This window comes from Campylobacter sp. CNRCH_2013_0898h (genome assembly GCF_025772965.1).
Taxonomy (GTDB): domain Bacteria; phylum Campylobacterota; class Campylobacteria; order Campylobacterales; family Campylobacteraceae; genus Campylobacter_D; species Campylobacter_D lari_D.
On record NZ_JAKMTD010000006.1, the window covers coordinates 72,576 to 94,153 of the forward strand.

19 protein-coding genes are annotated in these 21,578 nt (G+C 31.0%); 4 read left to right on the forward strand and 15 right to left on the reverse strand.

All coding sequences use genetic code 11. The annotated features are described in order from the left end of the window. Positions 1–3 precede the first annotated feature (3 nt). The 11 genes from putP to nspC form a co-directional block, all read right to left on the reverse strand. On the reverse strand, positions 4–1,485 hold the full coding sequence (putP, locus tag L8X50_RS04840; protein WP_220566430.1) for a sodium/proline symporter PutP: 1,482 nt from the start codon (positions 1,483–1,485) through the stop codon (positions 4–6). Positions 1,486–1,497: 12 nt separating this feature from the next. Continuing rightward, the gene (locus tag L8X50_RS04845; protein ID WP_263660531.1) at positions 1,498–4,995 is read right to left on the reverse strand and encodes a bifunctional proline dehydrogenase/L-glutamate gamma-semialdehyde dehydrogenase; all 3,498 of its coding nucleotides are present in this window, start codon (positions 4,993–4,995) and stop codon (positions 1,498–1,500) included. Between the two features lie 138 nt (positions 4,996–5,133). Beyond that, on the reverse strand, positions 5,134–6,165 hold the full coding sequence (selD, locus tag L8X50_RS04850) for a selenide, water dikinase SelD (RefSeq protein ID WP_263660532.1): 1,032 nt from the start codon (positions 6,163–6,165) through the stop codon (positions 5,134–5,136). After that, positions 6,162–6,740, reverse strand: coding sequence for a sulfurtransferase-like selenium metabolism protein YedF (gene yedF, locus L8X50_RS04855; RefSeq protein WP_133319412.1), 579 nt, complete (start codon positions 6,738–6,740; stop codon positions 6,162–6,164). Before yedF ends, selD begins: the two co-directional genes overlap by 4 nt. Before the next feature lie 48 nt (positions 6,741–6,788). Continuing rightward, the gene (locus tag L8X50_RS04860; RefSeq protein WP_263660533.1) at positions 6,789–7,517 is read right to left on the reverse strand and encodes a winged helix-turn-helix domain-containing protein; all 729 of its coding nucleotides are present in this window, start codon (positions 7,515–7,517) and stop codon (positions 6,789–6,791) included. A 55-nt stretch (positions 7,518–7,572) separates the two neighbouring features. Then, on the reverse strand, positions 7,573–8,142 hold the full coding sequence (gene fdh3B / locus L8X50_RS04865) for a formate dehydrogenase FDH3 subunit beta (protein ID WP_133319414.1): 570 nt from the start codon (positions 8,140–8,142) through the stop codon (positions 7,573–7,575). A 10-nt stretch (positions 8,143–8,152) separates the two neighbouring features. Then, positions 8,153–10,975 (reverse strand): formate dehydrogenase subunit alpha, encoded by a 2,823-nt coding sequence (locus L8X50_RS04870; RefSeq protein ID WP_263660534.1) that lies wholly within the window; start codon positions 10,973–10,975, stop codon positions 8,153–8,155. A gap of 16 nt (positions 10,976–10,991) precedes the next feature. Beyond that, entirely contained in the window at positions 10,992–11,195 is a 204-nt protein-coding gene (locus L8X50_RS04875; RefSeq protein WP_012661099.1) for a twin-arginine translocation signal domain-containing protein, read from the reverse strand. A 175-nt stretch (positions 11,196–11,370) separates the two neighbouring features. Then, positions 11,371–12,051: a molecular chaperone gene (locus L8X50_RS04880; protein WP_263660536.1), complete on the reverse strand. Its 681-nt coding sequence runs from the start codon at positions 12,049–12,051 to the stop codon at positions 11,371–11,373. A gap of 63 nt (positions 12,052–12,114) precedes the next feature. Then, entirely contained in the window at positions 12,115–13,044 is a 930-nt protein-coding gene (locus L8X50_RS04885; protein WP_039627999.1) for a formate dehydrogenase subunit gamma, read from the reverse strand. A gap of 136 nt (positions 13,045–13,180) precedes the next feature. After that, complete coding sequence (gene nspC / locus L8X50_RS04890) at positions 13,181–14,344, reverse strand: carboxynorspermidine decarboxylase (protein ID WP_263660537.1); 1,164 nt, start codon at positions 14,342–14,344, stop codon at positions 13,181–13,183. Between the two features lie 144 nt (positions 14,345–14,488). On the opposite strand from nspC, the gene L8X50_RS04895 reads away from it, so the two are divergent. The 4 genes from L8X50_RS04895 to L8X50_RS04910 are packed head-to-tail and all read left to right on the forward strand — an operon-like array spanning position 14,489 to position 17,898. Continuing rightward, a complete protein-coding gene (locus tag L8X50_RS04895; RefSeq protein WP_263660538.1) occupies positions 14,489–16,033 on the forward strand; it encodes a multicopper oxidase family protein in 1,545 nt (514 codons plus the stop codon). 10 nt (positions 16,034–16,043) lie between these two features. Then, positions 16,044–16,265 carry a molybdopterin synthase, small subunit gene (locus L8X50_RS04900; RefSeq protein ID WP_039617593.1) on the forward strand — a complete coding sequence of 74 codons (222 nt, stop codon included), beginning with the start codon at positions 16,044–16,046 and terminating at the stop codon, positions 16,263–16,265. A gap of 3 nt (positions 16,266–16,268) precedes the next feature. Then, positions 16,269–16,715, forward strand: coding sequence for a molybdopterin synthase catalytic subunit (locus L8X50_RS04905; protein ID WP_263660539.1), 447 nt, complete (start codon positions 16,269–16,271; stop codon positions 16,713–16,715). A 1-nt stretch (position 16,716) separates the two neighbouring features. Then, positions 16,717–17,898 (forward strand): molybdopterin molybdotransferase MoeA, encoded by a 1,182-nt coding sequence (locus tag L8X50_RS04910; protein WP_263660540.1) that lies wholly within the window; start codon positions 16,717–16,719, stop codon positions 17,896–17,898. A gap of 1 nt (position 17,899) precedes the next feature. Here the strand turns inward: L8X50_RS04910 and L8X50_RS04915 are convergent, their stop codons facing one another. The 4 genes from L8X50_RS04915 to L8X50_RS04930 all read right to left on the reverse strand — a co-directional run bounded on the left by L8X50_RS04915 (position 17,900) and on the right by L8X50_RS04930 (position 21,540). Next, positions 17,900–18,079, reverse strand: coding sequence for a hypothetical protein (locus L8X50_RS04915; RefSeq protein ID WP_263660541.1), 180 nt, complete (start codon positions 18,077–18,079; stop codon positions 17,900–17,902). 395 nt (positions 18,080–18,474) lie between these two features. Continuing rightward, positions 18,475–19,023, reverse strand: a complete 549-nt coding sequence (locus L8X50_RS04920; protein WP_220566418.1) for a hypothetical protein — start codon at positions 19,021–19,023, stop codon at positions 18,475–18,477. Further along, the gene (locus L8X50_RS04925) at positions 19,020–20,522 is read right to left on the reverse strand and encodes an N-6 DNA methylase (RefSeq protein ID WP_220566417.1); all 1,503 of its coding nucleotides are present in this window, start codon (positions 20,520–20,522) and stop codon (positions 19,020–19,022) included. The genes L8X50_RS04920 and L8X50_RS04925 overlap by 4 nt, the downstream gene beginning before the upstream one ends. Further along, the gene (locus L8X50_RS04930) at positions 20,512–21,540 is read right to left on the reverse strand and encodes a virulence RhuM family protein (RefSeq protein WP_263660542.1); all 1,029 of its coding nucleotides are present in this window, start codon (positions 21,538–21,540) and stop codon (positions 20,512–20,514) included. Before L8X50_RS04930 ends, L8X50_RS04925 begins: the two co-directional genes overlap by 11 nt. Positions 21,541–21,578: the final 38 nt, after the last annotated feature.

Genomic DNA, 21,578 nt, shown 5'->3' on the forward strand with positions numbered 1-21,578 from the left:
GTATTAGAGATGTTTTAGCATTGTTTCATAAGCTGCTTTAGTTCCTGGGCGAACTTTAGTTACCATGCTCACTAAAATAATCACAACAGAAGCAGCTAAAAATCCTGGAATGATTTCATAAATAGGAAAATCAAGCCACTCTGCTAAGAAATTTTTATATACTACAACTACAACTGCACCGGTAATCATACCTGCAATAGCAGCATATCTAGTCATTTTTGACCAAAATAACGAAAAGAGCATTACAGAACCAAAACTTGCTCCAAACCCTGCCCAAGCATAAGCTACTATACTTAATACGCTTGAGTTTTTATCAGTAGAAATAATAAAAGCTATCACAGCTACTGCTAAAACACCAAATCTACCCAAAGTCATCACTGTTTTATTGGACGCTTCTTTGTTAAAAATTCTTTTATAAAAATCCTCTGCTATAGTTGAACTTGAAACAAGCAATTGCGAACTTGCTGTGCTCATAATGGCTGCCAAAATAGCACTTAATAAAACACCTGCTATCCAAGGATTGAAAAGCAATTGCGACATTACGATAAAAATCTTTTCAGGATCTTGCAAACTAAGCTCAAATTTACTCACATAAGCTATACCTAAAATACCTATCAAACAAGCTCCAATTAAAGATATAACCATCCAAGAAATTCCTACAAAAGTAGCAGTTGGAATATCTTTAGTTGATCTTATAGACATAAAACGCACCAAAATATGTGGCTGACCAAAATACCCAAGCCCCCAAGAAAGCGCTGAAACTATACCCAAAAAGCTTAATCCTTCCCCCATAGAAAAAGTATTTGGCTTAATTTCTTTGACTATATTAACAGCTTCACTAAAGCCACCCAAATGATAAATCATCACTATAGGTACGATAATCAAGGCACTCATCATTAATAAACCCTGAATTAAATCCGTCCAACAAACTGCCTTATATCCACCCAAAAATGTATAAGCAACTATAATCACAGTTCCTGTAGTAAGCGCATAATCATATTGGATTCCAAAAGTTGCTTCAAAAAGCTTTGCTCCACCTACAAGTCCTGAAGAAACATAAAAAGTAAAGAATATCAAAATAACAATAGCACAAACCACTCTTAATATATGCTTATCATCATCAAATCTTGTTTCAAAATAATCTGGAATTGTAATAGAATTTGCAATCACACTAGTATAAATTCTAAGTCTTTTTGCTACAAAAGCCCAGTTTAAAAATGCTCCTATACTAAGACCTATTGCAATATAGCTTTCAGCTAAACCACTTACATATAAAGCTCCCGGTAAACCCATTAAAAGCCAACCGCTCATATCAGAAGCTCCAGCACTAAGTGCTGAAACTACCGGCCCCATAGAACGACCACCTAAAAAATAATCCTCTGAATTTTTATTTTGTTTATAAAAATAAAATCCAATAAAAAGCATTAATGCTGAATATGCGACAAACATTATCGCAATTTGAGTATTAATGTGCACAACCTCCATTTTTTCTCCTTTTTATTTTAAAGCACGAATGCCTAAATTTCCATAACGGTGGAAAGATATACTTAAAGCTTTTTCATTATGATATAAAAGCAACTCAAAACGTCCGTTCATTAAAGGCTTAGCATTGGCAATGATTTTTGCACAACTTGCTGCTTTTATGAAAATTTCATCATTAATATCTAATGGAGCAAAATAACGAATTCTTTCATAATCAGCTATTTTGCTAATGAAATTTTCTTTACTTTCTTTAAGGAATAAAGTTTTTGAACTAATTTTTTGATTAATCTTTTGCACAAGATCTATTTTTTCATGCTCATCATAACTTAAAATAAGATCAATATTTAGCACACTAGCTGCTAAAATAACTCCTAAAATATCTTTTAAACTATCATCTTTATGTACTCTATAAGCAATATTTTTAACCTTTGTATAAGAGAAAATATTATCCTCGCCTCTTATATTGACATAATCTTTTGCACTTGCAAATTCATGTTTTGCATGATAAGCATAGCTTCTTGCCATAGCTTTAATGACTTCAAAATCGGCTTTATCTTTTTCATTTAAATCCAAGCTTAAAGCATTTAAATTTGATACTAATTCATTATCTAAAACATTTTGATCAGCTTGACTTTGCTCTATATCTAAAAATTGAGTGATGTAATTATAAATTCCAACTTTTCTACCAAAACCAATGGCTGATTTTTTAATACCACCAAAAGGTTGTCTAAGAACTATAGCTCCTGTTGTTGGTTTATTGATGTAAATATTTCCTGCCTCTATGTGAGTGTGGAAGTATTCCCATTCTCTCTCATCTAAACTTTCAAATCCTGCTGTAAGTCCATAACCTGTAGAATTTACTATATCAATAGCTTCTTTTAAATCTTTTGCTTTCATTACAGTTAAAATTGGCGCAAAAAGCTCATTCATGTGTGTAAAATCACCTTTTTTTGTACCATATTTAATCCCTGGAGTTAAAAGATAAGGATTATCATCTACAAATTTAGGCTTTACAGCCCAACTTTCATATGGAGCTAACTCATCTAATGCTTTTTGCAGTTTTACATCTGGTTTATCTGCTAAAGCTCCAAGTTTATTTTTAAATACAAATGGATTTCCAACCGCCATAGAACTAGCAGCATCTACCAAGGTCTTTTTAAATTCCTCATCTTCATAAACTTCTTCTTCCAAAACAAGTAAAGAAGTAGCAGAGCATTTTTGACCTGAATTTGAAAATGCTGAATGAATGATATTTTTAATCGCACTATCACGATCAGCAAATTTAGAAACAATAGTTGCATTTTTACCGCCTGTTTCAGCACTTAAAAGTAAGGTTGGATTAGCTTTGAGCATTGCATAAGCAGTTTCTTCTCCACCGGTTAATACTGAAAATTTCACACTTTGATCAACAAGCAAGTATTTTGATATATCACTACCTTTAGCAGGTAAGAAAATCAAAGCATCTTTTGGAATTCCCGCATCCCAAAAGCATTTACAAAGCATATAACCTGTTAGCATGGATAAAGATGATGGCTTATATATTACTTTATTACCTGCAGCCAAAGGTGCTGCTATGGTTCCTACTGAAATACCTACTGGAAAATTCCATGGTGCAATTACCACACCTATGCCTTTTGCTTTAAAAGTAGTATTTGGATTTTGCTCTTTTAGTTTTTCCAAAGAATGTGGGTAAAATTCTAAAAAGTCTATAGCCTCACTAACTTCAGGATCAATCTCTAAGAAAGTTTTTCCTACTTCTAAAGCTGCTATACCTATTAAATCTCCTCTACGATCTCTAACAAGTTGAGCAGTTTTTGCTAAAATTTTATAAATTTCATCATGACTTAAATCACTAAAATTTGAGCTCTTAGCTACATCTAAAGCATATTTAATCTCTTTTTGGCCTGCTAAATGTGCTTTACCTATAGTGCGATTTTTGATTTTATCTTTAACTTCTATTACTTGTAAATTTTCATTTTTAATTTCTTCTTTTGCAACCGGATACACATCATAATTTTCTAAATTTTCATATTTAGTTCTTATATTTTTAGCCCATTCTCTATTTGCTTTTAAGATAAAATCTGTATCAGGTTCGTTTTTAAATTCTTTACTCTCATAAGAACTAATAGCCTTTATCTCATTATTTCTATCTTGAGTTCTATGAGTAGAATTATCCAAACTAGCAACGCCTTCTAAAGATTTTATAAATAATTCTTTTTGCATTTGCCAATTTTTATCATTGATTTTAAGGTTGAAAAAATATCTCATGAAATTATCTTCACTAGTATTTTCATCAAGTCTTCTTACTAAGTAAGCAATGGCATTATTAAAATGCGCTTCATCACACACCGGTGCATAAAGTATAAGATCATGCATTTTAGAAAGCTCATAAGAGCATTGCAAACTCATACCTTCAAGCATTTCAAAAGTAAAAGATGATAAAGCTCCTGCTTGTGAAATTCTAGTATAAGCATAAGCAATTTCAAATAAATTGTGACTCGCAATACCTACATTAATATATTTATAATTATCACCCTCTAAGACAAAATCAAGCATTTTCTTATAATTACTATCTGTGTCAATTTTTTTATAAAAAGTAGGTAGAGCCCAACCTCTTTGCGAAGCTATAGTTTCTTCACTTTCCATATTCGCTCCTTTAACAAAGCGAATTTTTATAGGCTTCATACCTTTTAAAACTCTTTCTTTTGAAAAAGCAAAAAGTTTTTTCAAATATTCATAAGAATCAGGAAGATAAGCTTGTAAAACGATACCTGCTTTAATATTATACTTTGCAATACTTTCCATAAAAGCTTCAACGGTTAATTCTAAATCTCTAAATTCTTCCATGTCAAGATTGATAAATTTAGACACACCTTGCTTTTTTTCTTCTTCTAAAGCAAGAGCATATAATTTATCCAATCTTTTTACCACTTCATCTTTAGAGTATTCAAAATCAATGATATTAATTTGAGAAAAAATGGTAGTGATTTTAATTGAAATATAAGTAATATAGCTTGTTTTTAATGCTTCTTCATATTTTTTTACTCTATAAGCACTCTCAGCCTCACCCAAAACCTCTTCACCAATTAAATTTACATTTAAGGTAATTTTATCTTCATCTTTTCTTTTACGCATATGAGGCTCTAAAACACTAGGGTTTGCATCTAAAACCATAGCTTTAGTATCTTCTCTTAAATGCTTAATGAAAAATGGCACACTAAGAGTTGGTGCAAATTTTCCAAAATTTAAAAATGAAAAAAGCAAAAATTTTTCAAAAGCACTGAAAAAATCTGCTATACCATATTTGTTTAAAGTATGCTCTATAAGCTCAAAACTCGCACTTTTATCTTTACATCTAAAAGAGCGATCTAAAAGTTCAATCAACATCACTTTATTTTTAGGATTGTTTAAAAGTTTTTGCATTTTGGCGTGAAATTCTTTTTCACTTTGAGAGATATTACTTTCTATTTTTCTTTGTAATTCTTCAGCTAATTGCAAAGCTTTTTGTATCATTTCTTCCTCCATTTAGTAATTAATATCTTTTATGATACAAAAATAGCCACAAAAATCAACATATATTTATTTATAATTTATTTTTTTATGTAAAAAAGTAACAAATATAAACATATATTTTTAATTGTAAATAAAATATTAGCGTAATAATAAATAATTATGAGTATTTCTTACACATCTAGCAATAATCTTTGCCTCTATATTGTAATCTTTCAAAATTTTCAAAGCCTCATTTGCATCTTTTTCACTCATTGCAGCTAAAAGTCCACCTGAAGTTTGAGGATCAAAATACACTATATCTTCATCTTTTTCATTTAAATTATCAACCCAAATTTTTAGGCTATCTTTATTTTTATAAGCTCCTGCTGGGATTATCCCCATATTAGCCATTGGCAAAACTCCATCCATTAAAGGAATTTCATTTTTATACACTTCTATCATAATCTCTTCATTTAACATTTCTTTTAAATGCCCCAAAAGGCCAAAACCAGTAACATCACTTAAAGCACTAAGACTTTTAAACCCCTTTAAAATACGACTTGCGTAAAGATTTAAAAAACTCATTTGCTCTATTGCTTTTAAAATCTTTGCTTTTTCTAGCAAACCAGCCTTGATAGCAGTGCTAATAATGCCACTACCTATAGGCTTAGTAAGTAAAATAACATCACCATCTTTTGCACTATTATTAGCTATAAATTTCTTAGGATGAACTACACCTGTCACACTAAGACCAAAAATAAATTCATCATTTTCTATAGTATGGCCACCTACTAGCACAGCACCAGCTTCTTCAACCTTAGCTCTAGCACCTTCTAAAACTTCAAGTAAAATTTCATTGTTAAAATGACAAGTATCAAAGCCTACAATATTTAAGGCATTAATCACCTCAGCACCCATAGCAAATACATCACTTAAAGCATTGGCAGCAGCTATAGCACCAAAATGATACGCACTATCAACCACAGGTGTGATAAAATCAAGTGTTTGCACTAAAGCTAAATCTTCATTTAGCTTATAAACACTTGCATCTTCGTTATTATCAATACCACTTAAAATGTTTTCATGCGGTTTTAAAATGCCAAGAATTTTGTCAAGACCCACCGAGTCTAGTTTGGCAGCTCAACCCGCAGCTTTTACATATTGAGTTAGTTTTTGGTCTTTATATATCATAAAGAAATAATCTTTGCCTTTCCAAAAAGTTCATTTAAAATTTCATAAGCATTACCTATTTTGCCTATTTTAAGCTCTTTAGTTTTACCAAAAAATTCCAAACATGCCCCACAACTATAAATTTCAACCCCTAAATTTTCAAGCTCTTTCATAGCTTCAAAAGCCATATGAGAACAATCAGTATTCATTAAAACACTATCATTAACGCAAAGGATTTTTACAGGTTTATTAGGTAAATCTTTTAAGGTTTTTAAAAAACCTAGCATTAGATTTTTCCCAAGCTCCCCTTCACCTACCTTATCGCTTTTTAAAAACAACACATTATATTCTTGTAAATTTTGTTCTTGAATTTGAACTATATCACCATCTTTTATAATGCTAATAATACTTTCATCATTTACATCTTTCACACTAAAGTTCAAATTTAAAGATTTTAAAAACCTCATTACATTTTCTTTAGAAGCTTGAGAATTTAAAAGAATTTCTAAATTTTCATTTTCTTTTAACTCTTCTAAAGCCTTTTTTGTCTCTATCACAGGACGCGGACAAGCTAAATCTCTACAATCAATTTTCATTTTTTACCTTTTTTACTTAATGATATATTTTTATAACTTGTATTCAAATTAAGTTTTATCTTTTTCTTGATTTTTCTTGAAAAATAATTCTTTAAAGCGCTTATTAGTGTATTCTTCTACATCTTGTTGTAAAATTTTAAAATTTTGAATTAGCTCATAAGCTCTAGGAGTAAGCTTACTACCAGCTTCACTTCCCCTTCCTTTTTTAGCAATGAGCAATTCTTCTTTCATATTTTTTTCTAAATCCTGTATATAAAGCCAAGCTTTTTTATAATTAATCCCTAATTGTTTAGCCGCTTGGGAAATACTTCCGCATTCTCCAACTAATTCTAAAATATCTGTTTTCCCTTTACCAAAAAGTAATTCTCCATCAGGATTTTCTACCCAAATTTTGCTTTTTATATGAAATTTTTTACCTTTTTTTTCTTCAAAACAACCAAGTTCGCAGTATTTAACATCAATTTTATAAGTTTTAAGCGTAGCTCTCATATCAACCATATTAAAGTTTTTAGCACATTCTAAAGCATCTTTACATGATATGCGACGCTTAGAATCTAGTTTTGTTTCTAATTTTTCTAAAATTTCACTTTTTGCTATATTTTTATTTAACTTTCCAAATTGACCTAACTCGCAATCTGAAATTTTTACATCCATTTTTTTTATACTAGCTTGAAAATCTTCTTTGGAGTATTGTTTTAAAAGCTCTAGTGCTTTTTTACAAGTAAGTTTATTATTTTCATCAAGATTTTTTTGAATTTGTAAATTTAATTCTTCCATGAATTAACCTTGGATTATAAGTAGTAAAAAAGGGTGCCTGTAAACACCCTTTGGGTTATTTTGCATCAAGTCCTAAATTTTGACCCTTAAGCAAAACTCTTTTTCTATACATTGCACTAACTTCAGCTGCATCACCAACCAAAAGTGCATTTGTAGAACAAACCGCAGCACACATAGGTACTTTACCTTCTGCGATACGATTTTGTCCATAAAGTTCTCTTTCTTCATGAGAGTTAGTAGGCTCAGGACCACCTGCACACATAGTACATTTATCCATTTGACCTTTGATACCAAAAGCACCATCTCTTGGAAATTGTGGAGCACCAAAAGGACACGCATAAAGACAATACCCACAACCTATACAAGTTTTTTTATCATGTAAAACAATACCATCAGCTCTAATATAAAAGCATTTTACAGGACAAACTTGCTCACATGGAGCATCTGTGCAGTGTTGGCAGGCAAGAGTTGTTGAAAACTCTTTTCCTTCTATGCCTTCATTTAGAGTGATTACCTTTCTTCTATTAATCCCCACTGGCACTTCGTGCGCACTTGAACAAGCCACTTGACAAGCAAAGCAAGAAATACAGCGATTATTATCTACATAAAATTTCATTCTAGCCATAACTTACCCCTTAAGCCTTTTCAAGTCTGCAAAGTCCTGCATTAAATTCAGAAATTTGCGTATTTATATCAAAACCATAGTTAGTAACCGTGTTAGAACTTTCACCTATAGTATAAGGTCTAGTGCCTTCAGGATAATTATAACTTAAATCCACTCCTTGCATAATACCCGCAAAGTTATAAGGCAAGCAAATTCTATCCGGTGTAACAGAATGATTATGCACACATTTTACTTTAATCTTAGTACCTTGCGGTGAATGAATCCACATCATATCTCCATCATTTATACCATATTTTAAGGCAAGTTCAGGGTGAACATTAGCAAACATTTCAGGTGTGATTGCAGCAAGATATTTACTAGTTCTCTCAAGCATACCTGCACCACTTAAATTTACTAAACGCATACTTGAAATGATAGTTGGAAACTCTTTGCTCCAATCTTTCTTTTGTTGCTCGCTGATAAATTTACTCTCAACTCTGAAGTTTTTCTCTTGATCGCCCCAAGTAGGATATTTTTTAACCAAATCCCAACGAGGTGAGTGAATAGGCTCTCTATGTAGTGGAATAGGATCTGCAAATTCCCAAACTTTCATTCTAGCTCTTGCATTACCTAAACAGCAAGCACTCTTTTCTCTACATTTTTCTAAAATAATACCTGAAATATCTGTACTCCAGCTAGCGCCCATTAATTCTTTTTCGCTATCACTTAGTTTGATATTAAATACTTTTTCAATATTTGCCTTAGTGATTTGTGGGTAACCACCTTTAACTTTACATCCTTTTGGAGTAAAGGCATCATCTGCTAATTGAGAATGTCCTTCATGCTCCAAACCAAAGCGGTTTCTAAAGCCCATACCGCCTTCTTCATAAGGCACATCAGTATTCCATAATATAGAAGTTCCCGGATGTTGTTCATCCCAACAAGGCCAAGGTAAGCCATAGTATTCGCCTTTAACTTCACCACCAAGACCTCTTTGAGTATCAGGATCAAAATGTTCCCAATTTTGTTGGTGTTTTCTTAAGCGTTCAGCTGAAATACCTCTTAAGCCTATACTTAAAAGACCATTACTCATTTCTCTTGTAGCATCATCAGGCCATATAAAATTATCATCATTATCATCTCTTGTTTGTACAAGCTTATGATCTTTCAATTCCATTTTCATACCGCGAGTGTATTCTTTATAAAAGCCGAATTTTTTAGCAAAAGCAAACATAATCTCTTGATCTTCTTTGCTTTCATAAATTGGTTTTACTACTTGAGAACGCCATTGCATAGCACGATTAGTCGCAGTGACATAACCTTCTGTTTCAAATTGAGTACAAGCAGGGATAATATAAATACCATCAGAACGATCTGCTAAAACTGCTACTTCATTTACAAAAGGCTCAGCGATTACAATCATATCAAGTTTTTTAAGCGCTTCTTGAATTTTTACCGTATGCGCCATAGAAGTAATACCCGTTCCTTGCACCCAAAGCACACGGATAGGTGAGTTAGAATAAGTTTTTTCTTCATGTAAAACGCCTTGCCACCATTTTGCTAGTGAAAAACCTTTTTCATGCATCCATTCTTTAGAATAAAATCTTGAATTTAAATATTCTCTATCTACATTCCAAAAATTAGCAAAATGATTCCATGCATTATCATCAAGCCCATAATAAGCTGGTAAAGTATCAGCCAAACAGCCCATATCAGTAGCACCTTGAACATTATCATGACCTCTAATGATGTTTGTTCCTGCACCTGGTTTGCCTATATTACCAAGAACGAGTTGTAAGATAGCTAGAATTCTTGTGTTGGAGCTACCTACCGAGTGTTGAGTAATACCTAAAGCCCAAAATAGCGTAGCAGGTTTGATTGTAGCTAACATTCTTGTGATTTTTTCAAGTTGAGCAGCTGGAACACCTGTTACATCTTCTACAACTTCAGGAGTCCATTTAACAGCCTCCGCTTTTATTTCTTCAACCCCATAAGTTCTAGTTTTGATTAATTCTTTATCTTCCCAACCGTTTTTGAAGATCAAATGAAGCATACCATAAACTAAAGCTATATCTGTACCTGGACGAATTCTTACATATTCATCAGCATGTACTGCAGTTTTTGTAAATACAGGATCTACAACTACCAATTTAGCATTATTACGATCTTTTGCTTGTAATAAGTGTTTAAATCCGATAGGATTTGCCACAGCAGTATTTGCACCAAAAATAATCATCATTTTTGAGTGTTTAGTCACATCACCAAAATGATTTGTCATAGCGCCATAACCCCATGTATTCGCCACACCGGCGACTGTTGCGCTGTGTCAAATTCTAGCAACGTGGTCTATATTGTTAGTACCCCAAAATGCTGCAAATTTTCTAAAATAATAAGCTTGTTGGTTATTAAATTTAGCCGAACCTAAAAACATAACACTATCAGGTCCATTTTCTTTACGGATTTCAAGCATTTTATCGCCAATTTCATTGATAGCTTGCTCCCAAGTTAAACGTACCCATTTGCCATTTTCTTTTTTCATAGGATATTTAATACGCTGCTTTGATTTAGTAAGATCGATTTGATCTATCCCTTTACAGCAGTGTGATCCTTGAGAAATAGGATGTTCTATAGCGTTTTCTTGACGCACCCAAACTCCATCTTGCACTTCTGCTTTAATTCCACAGCCTGCACTACAGATACTACAGATTGTTCTAACAATCTTAGAATCTGGATAAGGATTTGCTACTTCTTGTTCACTTGCAGCTCTAATAGCTTTGTTTTCACTACCAAAAGCCGCACTTCCAAGACCAGCAATACCAGCAAGCTTAAGAAAATTTCTTCTTGCTAATGCCATCTTCTTCCTTTCTTAATTAATAAGCTATTTTGTAGTATTTTTCCCAATGCATAGTTTTTTTATAAAGCACTTCTTTTTTAGTACTTTTTCCTAAAACTACGGTATTTTGCTCTTGGTAATCATCTTTAGCTAAAGCATTCACGCTTGCCCCAGCTACTACCCCTAAAGCACCAATTTTCAAAGATTTTTTTAAAAAATCCCTTCTTTGATTGGCCTCCATGTTCTCTCCTTTGAAATAAAAGTAAAGAATAACTATAAATACTTATTTTCAAAGTATTTATACACTTAACAAAATAAATTTTGCATATTTTCACTTAAGATTTTATTTAATTTCTATTTTCATAAAAAGATGATTTTGATAATATGTATTTTGGTAACAAAATACATATTAATTTTTATAATTTACTAAGTTCTTCTATATTTGTTTTGCTAAATTTAGTAGGAAGTCTTGGCTCATAAGGAAGTCTTTGTAAAGCCTCATCTGCTACACTTTTACCTTCTTTTTTTATAGGTGCTTGTACTTCCAAATAAGCTCTTTCATTTGCAAAAAAGACTTTCATAATATTGGCAATAGCAATGTAAAAATTTGAGTTTTTGTGGATTTGTAATTTTTCTATAAACTCATCTATTACAGGGTTTATCACAAAACGAAATAATTGCTGTGCAACTTTTAAATCATGCTCAATAATACTTGCCATAAAAGCAAACAAAAAGCCAAATTCATCTTCACTTTGCCTGCAATCTTCTTTTTTTCTAAATTTGGTTTTTCTAATAATTTCACAGGCTTGAAGCTTCATTTTACCATCATCCCTACCCTCATCATAAAAAGAAGCACTAATAGGCACATTCACATAAGAAAAATCAAAAAACACTCCATTTTGTTCTTCTTTAAAACTTGCAAAATCACATACACTAAGTTTTTCAAAATCAAATTTTAAACTATCATCTAAAGGACTTTGAGCTAAAACTAAAACCTGCTCATGCCAAATTTTAAACTCATTTTCATCGATAAAATTAAAAGCTTTTGAAAAAAATTCATAAAAATATTTACGCGAAAGATCAATATCTTGTATCATTAATTTTCCTTGTTATTTTTATTTGATTATAACAAGGAAAATTTAAAAAAATCAAGTGAGATTTTAAAATTTTGTTTTAGAATCGTAAGTAAACGATGGATTGATTTGTTTTTTATCGCTTAATTCTTTATACCAATAAGAATGTAAAATATAAACTTCTTCTTCTTCTTTATAACCACTAATCATAGAATGGATACTTCCTTTAATAGCAAATACGGCCATATAAATATGAATAGCAAAAAATACTGCACATAAAATACCCAAAATATTATGGATGATAGCTGAAGCTCTTAAAATATCTATATGAGAAATTCCAAAAATAGATTGCAAAGAAGTAGAATTAAAATCAAGGAAAAACATAAACGCACCAGTGATTATCATCAAAAAGCCACCAAAAACAGCTATATAATACCAAGATTTTTGACCAAAGTTAAACTTACCCGCAGGCACAGGTTTTTTCTCTTTGCTTAAATATCCACCTACTATCATCATCCATCTTAAATCATAACTCGCAGGAAGCATTCTTTTAATCCAACACAAAAGCATAGGAATGATGGAAATGATAAATAAAATAGTAGCAATACCATGTAAGTTTTTACACATTCTTACAAAAAATCCACCGCCAAAATACGATCCAAAAATCATAATAAGTCCGGTTGGCACAAGGATAATCCAAGAGATTGCTGCTACAAAATGAAACAATCTTTCAAATACTGAAAAAGCGTAAATTTTCTTACCATCATGAGAAAATTTCTTTGGACCTATGACCATATAATGCAAAGCAAAAGCTGAAATTACGACTATAAGTATAATCAAAACAGCACTTGCAATATACTCACCTTGCAGTTTAGTCCACAAAGCACCAAAATTTTGATAACTTTCTATATTCATCACTCTTTGCACATCCCAAATTTGAGTATTTTTAACTTCAAAATTTTCTTGAGCAAATAGAAAGTTAAAACAGGCTAAAAGAGCTAGTATAACTCTATGCATAAATTACTCCTAAACATTACACGCTAGAAAAAGCTTAGCATTGTAGTTTTGTTAATTTTCAGTTTCCATTTTTATTTTAAAAAAAGTTTTATTTAAAAAACATAAATTTGCAAAAAACTACAAAAAAACTCAATTTTTAGTTTCTTTTTGAATAATTTTCATAACAAAACTCTCTTATCATAGATAAATTTTCATTCTTATCTAAGAACATTAAATTTGGAAGTCTTACTCCATTAAAAGTAGTGTTTTTAACTATGGAATAATGAATTTGATCTAAAAATACTATTTTTTGTCCTATTTTTAACTCTTGATTAAAAGCATACTCGCCCATGATATCCCCTGCTAAGCAAGTATTGCCACCAAGTAAATAAGCAAATTCATTTTCTTTTAACTCGCTGTAATTTTGTCCATCACGACTTGATAAAATTCTAGCATTTAAAACCTCGCTTGTATAAGGCATAATGATAGTATCTGGCATATGAGCTTCGCTTGAAGTATCTAAAATAGCTATTTTTTTCTCATTTTCTACTATATCTATTACACTTGCAACTAAAGTCCCACACTGCCAACCCACAGCCTCACCTGGCTCAAGATACACTTGCACTCCATATTTATCGCTAAATTTTTTACAAAGATCAATTAGTTTTTGCGTGTCATAACCTTCTTTAGTAATATGATGACCTCCACCAAAATTAACCCATTTCATATTTTTAATAAATTTTGAAAATTTAGCTTCAAAAGCATTTAACACAAGCTCTAAAGAATACGCACTTTCTTCACATAAAGCATGAAAATGAAGCCCACTTAAAGCACTTAAATCTTCATTTTCAAAATCAATCGCACGAATTCCTAATCTTGAAAATCTACCACAAGGATTATAAAGTTCTTTTGGAGCCACTGAAAGCTCTGGATTACAACGCAAACCAAGAGACTTGTGGCTTGCTTTATCTTTAAATTTTTTAAACTGATTAAAAGAATTAAATACTATATGGTGTGAAAGATCTATGATTTCATCTATTTCATCATCTTTAAAAGCAGGTGAAAAAGTATGAATTTCTTTGTTCATATATTCTTTTGCAAATTTAGCTTCCCAAAGCCCACTGCAAGTACAACCTGATAGATACTCACCCACTATATCCATAGCACCTGAAAAAGCAAAACCCTTTAGAGCAAGCAAGACTTTTGCTCCACTTTGCTCACTCACTTTAGCCAAAAGCTCACAATTTTTTCTAAGCTTATCTTCTTCTAAAATATAAGCAGGAGTTTGAAAGTCTTTATCTAAATGATTTTTAATTAGCATTATTTGTCCTTAATTTTTGATTTAAAACCACTTGTATAACAAATCATATTAAAATTATATCTTGTTTTTATAATTTACAATCATTAATCAAATAATAGCTATAATCAAAATCCAAATCAAAATTAATTTAGGAGTAAAAATTTAATGGATAGAAGGTTATTTTTAAAATTTAATGCTTTAGGTTTAGCAAGTATTAGCAGTGCTTATGCAATGGGGGATCATTCTCATCATAATATACACTCAAAACATACACAAAAAGATACAAAAGAAATCGATACTTCTTTTATCAAACTAGAAAATCCAAACATTAAACTACTCGATGAAAAAGACTTTCCTAGCGGACAAACATTAGCAAATTTAAAACTTCTAAAAAACACAAGCACAAAGAAAAATTTCTTTAGATCAAGTATAGAAATCAAAGAAAGTCAAATAGAGCTTGTTAAAGGTAAAAAAACAAAATGCTTTACTTACAATGGCTCTATACCTGGACCTAAAATAGAAGTTTATGAAGGTGATACGGTTGAAATTTTGGTAAAAAATAGTTTAAAAGAACCAACTACAATCCACTGGCATGGACTTGACATACCACCTGAGCAAGATGGCAACCCACACGATCCTATCATGCCTGGTAGAGAAAGAATTTATCGCTTTAAACTTGGAGAAAATTCAGCAGGAACTTACTGGTATCATCCACACCCACACTACACCACAGCAAAGCAAGTTTATAAAGGCTTAGCAGGGGTATTTGTAGTAAAAGCTAGAAAAGATGCGTTGTCGCATTTACAAGAACAAGATTGGGTGATTAGTGATTTGCGTTTAGATGAAAACGCACAAATTCCTGATAATAATTTATTTGATTGGCTAAATGGTAGAGAAGGAAATTTAGTTCTTATCAATGGACAATTAAAACCAAAAATAACACTTGACAAAGCTCAAAGAATTCGTATTTATAATTTTTGTGCGGCAAGATATTTAATTTTACGCATTAAAGGTGCTAAATTTATTTTAGTAGGAACTGATGGAGGGCTTATAGAAAAAGGTGTTGAATTAGATGAGTTATTTTTAAGTCCTGCTTCAAGAGTAGAAGTGCTAATCAAAGCAAGCAAGGGTGAATTTAAACTTGAAAGTACTTATTATGACCGCGATAAAATGCTTGTTAAAGAAGAACCTTACACTCTTATGTTAGCTGATCTTAAAGTAGAAAAAACTATAGAAAACATACCTGAAAAATTACGCGATTTTCCACCTTTAAAAGAAGCTACAAGCTTTAAAGAAGTGATTATGAGTGAAGATCATATGCAAATGCATGGTATTAGTAAAAAAAGTGAAGAAGAAATCAAAAAAAGCCTTGCCTCTATGTTTTTAATCAATGGTAAAACATTTGATATGAATAGAACGGATTTAACCTCAAAATTAAATGAAGTAGAAGAATGGGTAATAAAAAACAAATCGCATATGGATCATCCTTTCCATATACATGGAACACAATTTGAACTCATATCTTCTAATTTTAAGGGTAAAATAACAAAAGCAAAATTCAGAGCATTGCAAGATACGATTAATGTAAGACCTGGAGAAGAATTGAAACTTAGAATGAGTCAAAAATTTACCGGTATTAGAATGTTTCACTGCCATATTTTAGAGCATGAAGATCTTGGAATGATGGGAATTTTAGAAATCAAAGAATAAAGGTAAAAAAATGGTAAAAGTTGAATTTCTAGGGCCAATTAACAAAGAAAGCTTAGAACTAAATGTAAGTAATCTTAAAGAATTAAAAGCAATTTTAGGACAAGATGAAAGCTTAAAAGAATGGCTTGAACTTTGTGCAGTTGCTTTAAATGATGAAATGGTTTTTGATGATGAAACTACCTTAAAAGATGGGGATAAAATTTGTTTATTACCACCGGTTTGTGGAGGATGAGTTATGTTTGAATTACATCAAGGAGCCTTAGAAATTCCTAGCATTTATGCTAGATGGTATGAATATGCTAAAGATAAAAACTGCGGAGCTTTAATCACATTTTGCGGTATAGTGAGGGCTGAAGATGAGATTGAGGCTTTAAGTTTTGATATATATGAGCCTTTATTAAAAACTTGGTTTGAAAAATGGTGCCAAAAACTTGTAAATGAAAATGTAAGCTTGATGTTTGCTCACTCTATCGGTAAAGTTAAGGTGCATGAGAGTTCTTATTTTGCTGGGGTTTTAAGCAAGCAAAGAAAATTAGGATTAAAACTAATTAATGATTTTGTAGAAGATTTTAAAGCAAGTGCGCCTATATGGAAATATGATATCATTAATGGCGAAAAAATTTATGCTAAAGAACGCTCTTTGAAACTTCAAGGAGCAGGAATTTTAAGCACTAAGGACTAAAATGCTAACTTCTTATAACCAAAGTTTAGACATACTTCATTCACACATACAAGCGTATGAAAAGATAGAAAACATCGCTTTAACACAGTGCTTAGATAGAATTTTAGCCATAGATATCAAAGCTTCTACTAACAACCCTCAATTTCCTACTGCTTCTATGGATGGCTATGCGATTAAATTTAGCGAACAAGATGAGCCTTTGTCTATCATAGGCGAAGTACCTGCTGGAATTTTCCCAAGCTTTAAAATACAAAATAAAGAATGCGTTAAAACCTTTACAGGCTCTTTGATGAGTGAAGGTTGTGATACCTTAGTGCCTGTGGAAAAAGTTGAAGTTAAAAATGGTGTGATTTATATAAAAGAAAAAGTTCCACAAGGCTTTGCTGTGAGAAAGGTGGGCGAGAGCTACACTAAAGGTGAAATTTTACTCACTAAAGGCACAAAACTAGGCTATAGCGAGATAGCACTTTTAGCCGAGCTTGGATATTTTCACATTAGTGTTTTTGCCAAACCTATCATAGGCGTGCTAAGTAGTGGAAGTGAGATCAAAGACTTGGGCGAAAGCTTAGAGCACCCTGCACAAATTCGCTCATCAAACCATATAGCCATAGCTAATATGGCGAAAAAACTTGGTGCTGAAGCTAGAATTTTTCCACTTTTAAAAGATGATATGCAAAAAACCCCAAGTGTTTTAAAACAAGCACTTAATGCATGTGATATTTTAGTTACCACTGGTGGAGTTTCCATGGGGGATTTTGACTTTTTAAAACAAGCTGTTAAAGAGTATGAAATCATCTTAGACAAAGTCGATGTAAAACCTGGAAAACATATCAAAATAGCCAAATTTGAAGATAAATTCATCTTTGCCCTGCCGGGTTTTCCATACTCGGCTATGGTAATGTTTAATTTATATGTAAGAGAACTTTTAAATATTTGGCTTTTACAAGAAAAAGACTATATATTTAAAGCATTTGCAAATACTGACTATAAGAAAAAAAGTTCGCATTTAGAATTTGTAGCTTGTAATATAGAATTTAAAGATGGAAAAATTTATGCCAATTTAAAAGGTAAAAAACAAGGCTCAAGTGCTATCATCAACAACCTTAACCACAAGGCTGCACTTATGATAGCAAATGATGATATAAAAGAAAATGATTTGGTTGATATAATTTTTATGCCTTGATTTACGCTGGATGAGAGCTTATGCGTTGTCCTTTTTCATCATAAGTTACAATCCAACTACCTTCTTTTATACTAACACTAGAACCTATAAATCCTATCAAAGCATCACCTTTGTTTGTATTTACTGGCTTACTATAAAGCCTCCTATTTCCATCATAAACTTCTACCAAAGTAATAGCCATTTTTTCTCCTTTAATTAAAATCGAAGGACGATAATATCAAAAAAACGCAAGAGCCGATTAATCATTTTTAAAAATTGATGATTTAAGGCAAAATTTAACAAGGATATAAAATAGATAAAAAATTAAATGATTTTTTTAAATTAAGAAAAGAATTTTATACTTTCTTTGATGAACACATACCAAAAATGGAAAAAGTTGATATTTTTGATTTTTCTAAAGCAAAAACTATGGGATGTAAAGGAAGTTTATAATCATTTTATAAATCGACTATGCTATAAAAAAATGCTCGCTTGATATTTATAGAGCTTTTGATATTAGCTATAACAAAGATATAAAAAAAATTTTAATGACAAGGTATAAATTTTTAACTTTTATTAAATTTTAAAAAAGATTTTTTAATCTTGATTTTTAATAAATTCGCTTTTATTAAATTCTTTAAAATTATACCAAGCTAAGACATTATAAACAAATCCTATAACAAAAAATACAAATCCTATTAAAATAGGCAATGTTAAAAAACCATAAAAATACATTTTACAAACTTTTATAAAATAAAACTGATTAGCTACTCTAGCTATCTCATAAAAAATTCTTTTTAAGAATTTAAAATATAACAAACAAAATAAAATATGTATAGCCAACAAAAACGGAGTAAAAAACATTAATAAAAAATATTCTTCATTTAAAAAAACATAATAAAAAAATAAAATCATAAAATAAAGTAAAATAAAATAAAAAAATAAAATAAAAAGTGTTATAAAATAATTCTTGAACAAATTCTTAGCACTAGTATAAGTTTTTAATTGATATAAAACTATCATATATAATGTCGCGCTAATTACACTTAAAAAACCCATATAAGGCATAAAAGAACATAAATAAAAAGTTAAAGAAAAAAGGGCTATAACCCTCACATTTTTAGATTTCTTTTTTATATCTATCATTTATTACCTCTTAAACTAGCTTGAATTTTTTCAAAAAGCATTTTTGCTTGTTTTTGATTTTGCTCTAACTCGCTTAAAATTTCCTCTATTTCACGCAAAGTTTTTTCTTCTTTTGTATTTGGATTTTTAGCACTTAAATCATAATTTCTTTCTTCAAGTTCTTTTTTACTTACCAAATAAGAATTAGCCGTGATTTTTCTTTCTTTATAACATTTTAAAAATTCTTGCAAATGCGTGTATTCTAAAGGTTTATTTTTAGTCAATTTAAAAGGTGGTACAAGCTCATAGTAATACACACTTTCATCATTTTCACCACAAATGCTTCTTTGCCCTTTAGAGAAAAAAAGCACATTAGTTTTTACCGCACTATAAGGTAAAAATATCCCACTTGGCAAGCTTAAAACACATTCAAGATTAAAATTTTCTAGCAAGTCTTTTTTTACACTCACAAAGGCATTTGAATTTTGAAAAAGCACTCCTTCAGGCACTACTATGGCACATCTTCCATTGTTTTTCAAAGACTTTAAAATATGTTGTAAAAACAAAAGCTCAGTAGCGTTTGATTTTACAGGAAAGTTATTTTGAATTTGATCTTTTTCTTTACCACCAAAAGGAGGATTTGCCAAAATCACTTCGTATTTTTCATTTTCAGTTATGTCTGTGATTTTTTTATTTAGAGTATTGGTTTTGATGATATTTGGGGACTTAACCTCATGTAAAATCATATTCATCACACCCATTGCATAACTAAGTGGAGTTTTTTCTTTACCGAACAAGGCATCATTTTGTAAAAATTCAAGTTCCTCCACACTCAAATTTGCTTTTTTCTTTTTTGCCCTATCTTCATAGAGAATATGCAAAAAACTCTCTACTAAAAATCCACAACTCCCACACGCAGGATCGTAAATTCTCTCTTTTGCTTTAGGGTCTAGCACCTCCACCATAGCTCTAACCAAAGGTCTTGGGGTATAAAACTCCCCGCTATTTCCCCCATCACTTCCCATGTCTTTTAAAAGCTTCTCATAAACCTCACCCAAAGCAAATACATCACTTTCTTTGCTAAAACTTAGCTCATCAACTAAATTTATAACCTCTCTTAAAGTATGGCCATTAGCTATGCGGTTGTCTATAAATTCAAAAATTCCGCCTATCTTATACTCTATACTTTTGAAATTTTCATTATCTTTGAAACTTTTTAGGTATGGAAAAAGCTCATCATTCACAAAGCTTAGCAAATCACTTCCACTTAAAGCGTTTTTTACATCAAGCTTTCCTTCACTTGTTTTAGGTGCTGCCCAAGCCCTCCAACTAAATTTTTCTTGCAAAATAGCCCTATAAGGCTTTTCATCTAGCTCAGCTTCTAGCTTTAACTCTTCTTCATAATCATCTAAAAATTTCAAAAAAAGCACCCAGCTAATCTGCTCACTATAATGCATAGCACCACTTATGCCATCATCTCTTCTTAGAATATCTGTGATTTTATCGATTTTACTTTGCATTTTTATCCTTTAAAGCTTTTAAAATAACCTTATCAAAATCTGACTTATAGTTTTTATCTTGAATAACTCTAAATTTATAAAATTCTTCCTTAGCAAAATCATCTGCTAATTTCTTACTTATTTTGCCATTATCTTTTAAAATTTCTCTTTCATTGAATTCTAAAAAAATATCTAATCTATCTTTCCAATCTTGCATAGTCATAGCTATGTTTTTCTTTGCTCTATCTTCAGCATAGTCAAGATACATACCAACTATACGATTTAACTCCAAAAGTTCATCTTGACTAAGATAATTTTTAGCAATCACCACATCGCTTTGCAAAATTTTTCCTTCAGGAGCATTTTTCCATGAATAAAGTCCCATATTTTCTTTTTTATGATCTGCTCTTTGTTTTATAAGCTCTGCTGCAGTGTGTCCATGTGTAGCAAAATGGAGTTTATTTTGCACACTAGCAAAAAATTCTTTAGTCAATTCATCATTTTTGTCATAATCAATCGCTGTTGTATAAATATCAGTTATCTTTTGATAAAACAACCTCTCACTAGCTCTTATTTCTCTGATTTCTTCTAAAAGCTCATCAAAATAGTTTTTATTTATCACACTACCATTTTTCAGACGCTCTTTATCTAATACATATCCTTTAATGCTAAATTGTTTTAAGATTGTTGTAGCCCATTGTCTAAACTTTGTGGCTTTATAAGAATTTATTCTATACCCTACACTTATAATAACATCAAGATTATAAAATGCTATCTTCCTTTTAACTTCTCTTTTTCCTTCTTTTTGAACTACCGAGAATTCCTCGGAAGTTGAATTTTTATCAAGTTCATTTTCTTTATAGATATTACTAAGGTGTAGATAAATATTATCACTAGAACATTCAAATAACTTAGCCATTAAAGCTACGCTAAGCCATATATCATCATCTTTATAAATCACTTCTAAAAAATCTTCTTGATTTTCTAAACTAAAACTTAAAAAATCCATAGCAAGATTTCGTTTTATATTTTTTTGCATTTTTATCCTTCAAAAAATATGCTAAAAAAATCAAAATT

Coding starts and splice junctions, on each gene's coding strand:
- putP (WP_220566430.1), bottom strand. CDS start 1,485: ATGGAGGTTGTGCACATTAATACTCAAATTGCGATAATGTTTGTCGCA.
- L8X50_RS04845 (WP_263660531.1), bottom strand. CDS start 4,995: ATGATACAAAAAGCTTTGCAATTAGCTGAAGAATTACAAAGAAAAATA.
- yedF (WP_133319412.1), bottom strand. CDS start 6,740: ATGAAAATTGATTGTAGAGATTTAGCTTGTCCGCGTCCTGTGATAGAG.
- L8X50_RS04860 (WP_263660533.1), bottom strand. CDS start 7,517: ATGGAAGAATTAAATTTACAAATTCAAAAAAATCTTGATGAAAATAAT.
- fdh3B (WP_133319414.1), bottom strand. CDS start 8,142: ATGGCTAGAATGAAATTTTATGTAGATAATAATCGCTGTATTTCTTGC.
- L8X50_RS04875 (WP_012661099.1), bottom strand. CDS start 11,195: ATGGAGGCCAATCAAAGAAGGGATTTTTTAAAAAAATCTTTGAAAATT.
- L8X50_RS04880 (WP_263660536.1), bottom strand. CDS start 12,051: ATGATACAAGATATTGATCTTTCGCGTAAATATTTTTATGAATTTTTT.
- L8X50_RS04885 (WP_039627999.1), bottom strand. CDS start 13,044: ATGCATAGAGTTATACTAGCTCTTTTAGCCTGTTTTAACTTTCTATTT.
- nspC (WP_263660537.1), bottom strand. CDS start 14,344: ATGCTAATTAAAAATCATTTAGATAAAGACTTTCAAACTCCTGCTTAT.
- L8X50_RS04895 (WP_263660538.1), top strand. CDS start 14,489: ATGGATAGAAGGTTATTTTTAAAATTTAATGCTTTAGGTTTAGCAAGT.
- L8X50_RS04900 (WP_039617593.1), top strand. CDS start 16,044: ATGGTAAAAGTTGAATTTCTAGGGCCAATTAACAAAGAAAGCTTAGAA.
- L8X50_RS04905 (WP_263660539.1), top strand. CDS start 16,269: ATGTTTGAATTACATCAAGGAGCCTTAGAAATTCCTAGCATTTATGCT.
- L8X50_RS04910 (WP_263660540.1), top strand. CDS start 16,717: ATGCTAACTTCTTATAACCAAAGTTTAGACATACTTCATTCACACATA.
- L8X50_RS04915 (WP_263660541.1), bottom strand. CDS start 18,079: ATGGCTATTACTTTGGTAGAAGTTTATGATGGAAATAGGAGGCTTTAT.
- L8X50_RS04920 (WP_220566418.1), bottom strand. CDS start 19,023: ATGATAGATATAAAAAAGAAATCTAAAAATGTGAGGGTTATAGCCCTT.
- L8X50_RS04925 (WP_220566417.1), bottom strand. CDS start 20,522: ATGCAAAGTAAAATCGATAAAATCACAGATATTCTAAGAAGAGATGAT.
- L8X50_RS04930 (WP_263660542.1), bottom strand. CDS start 21,540: ATGCAAAAAAATATAAAACGAAATCTTGCTATGGATTTTTTAAGTTTT.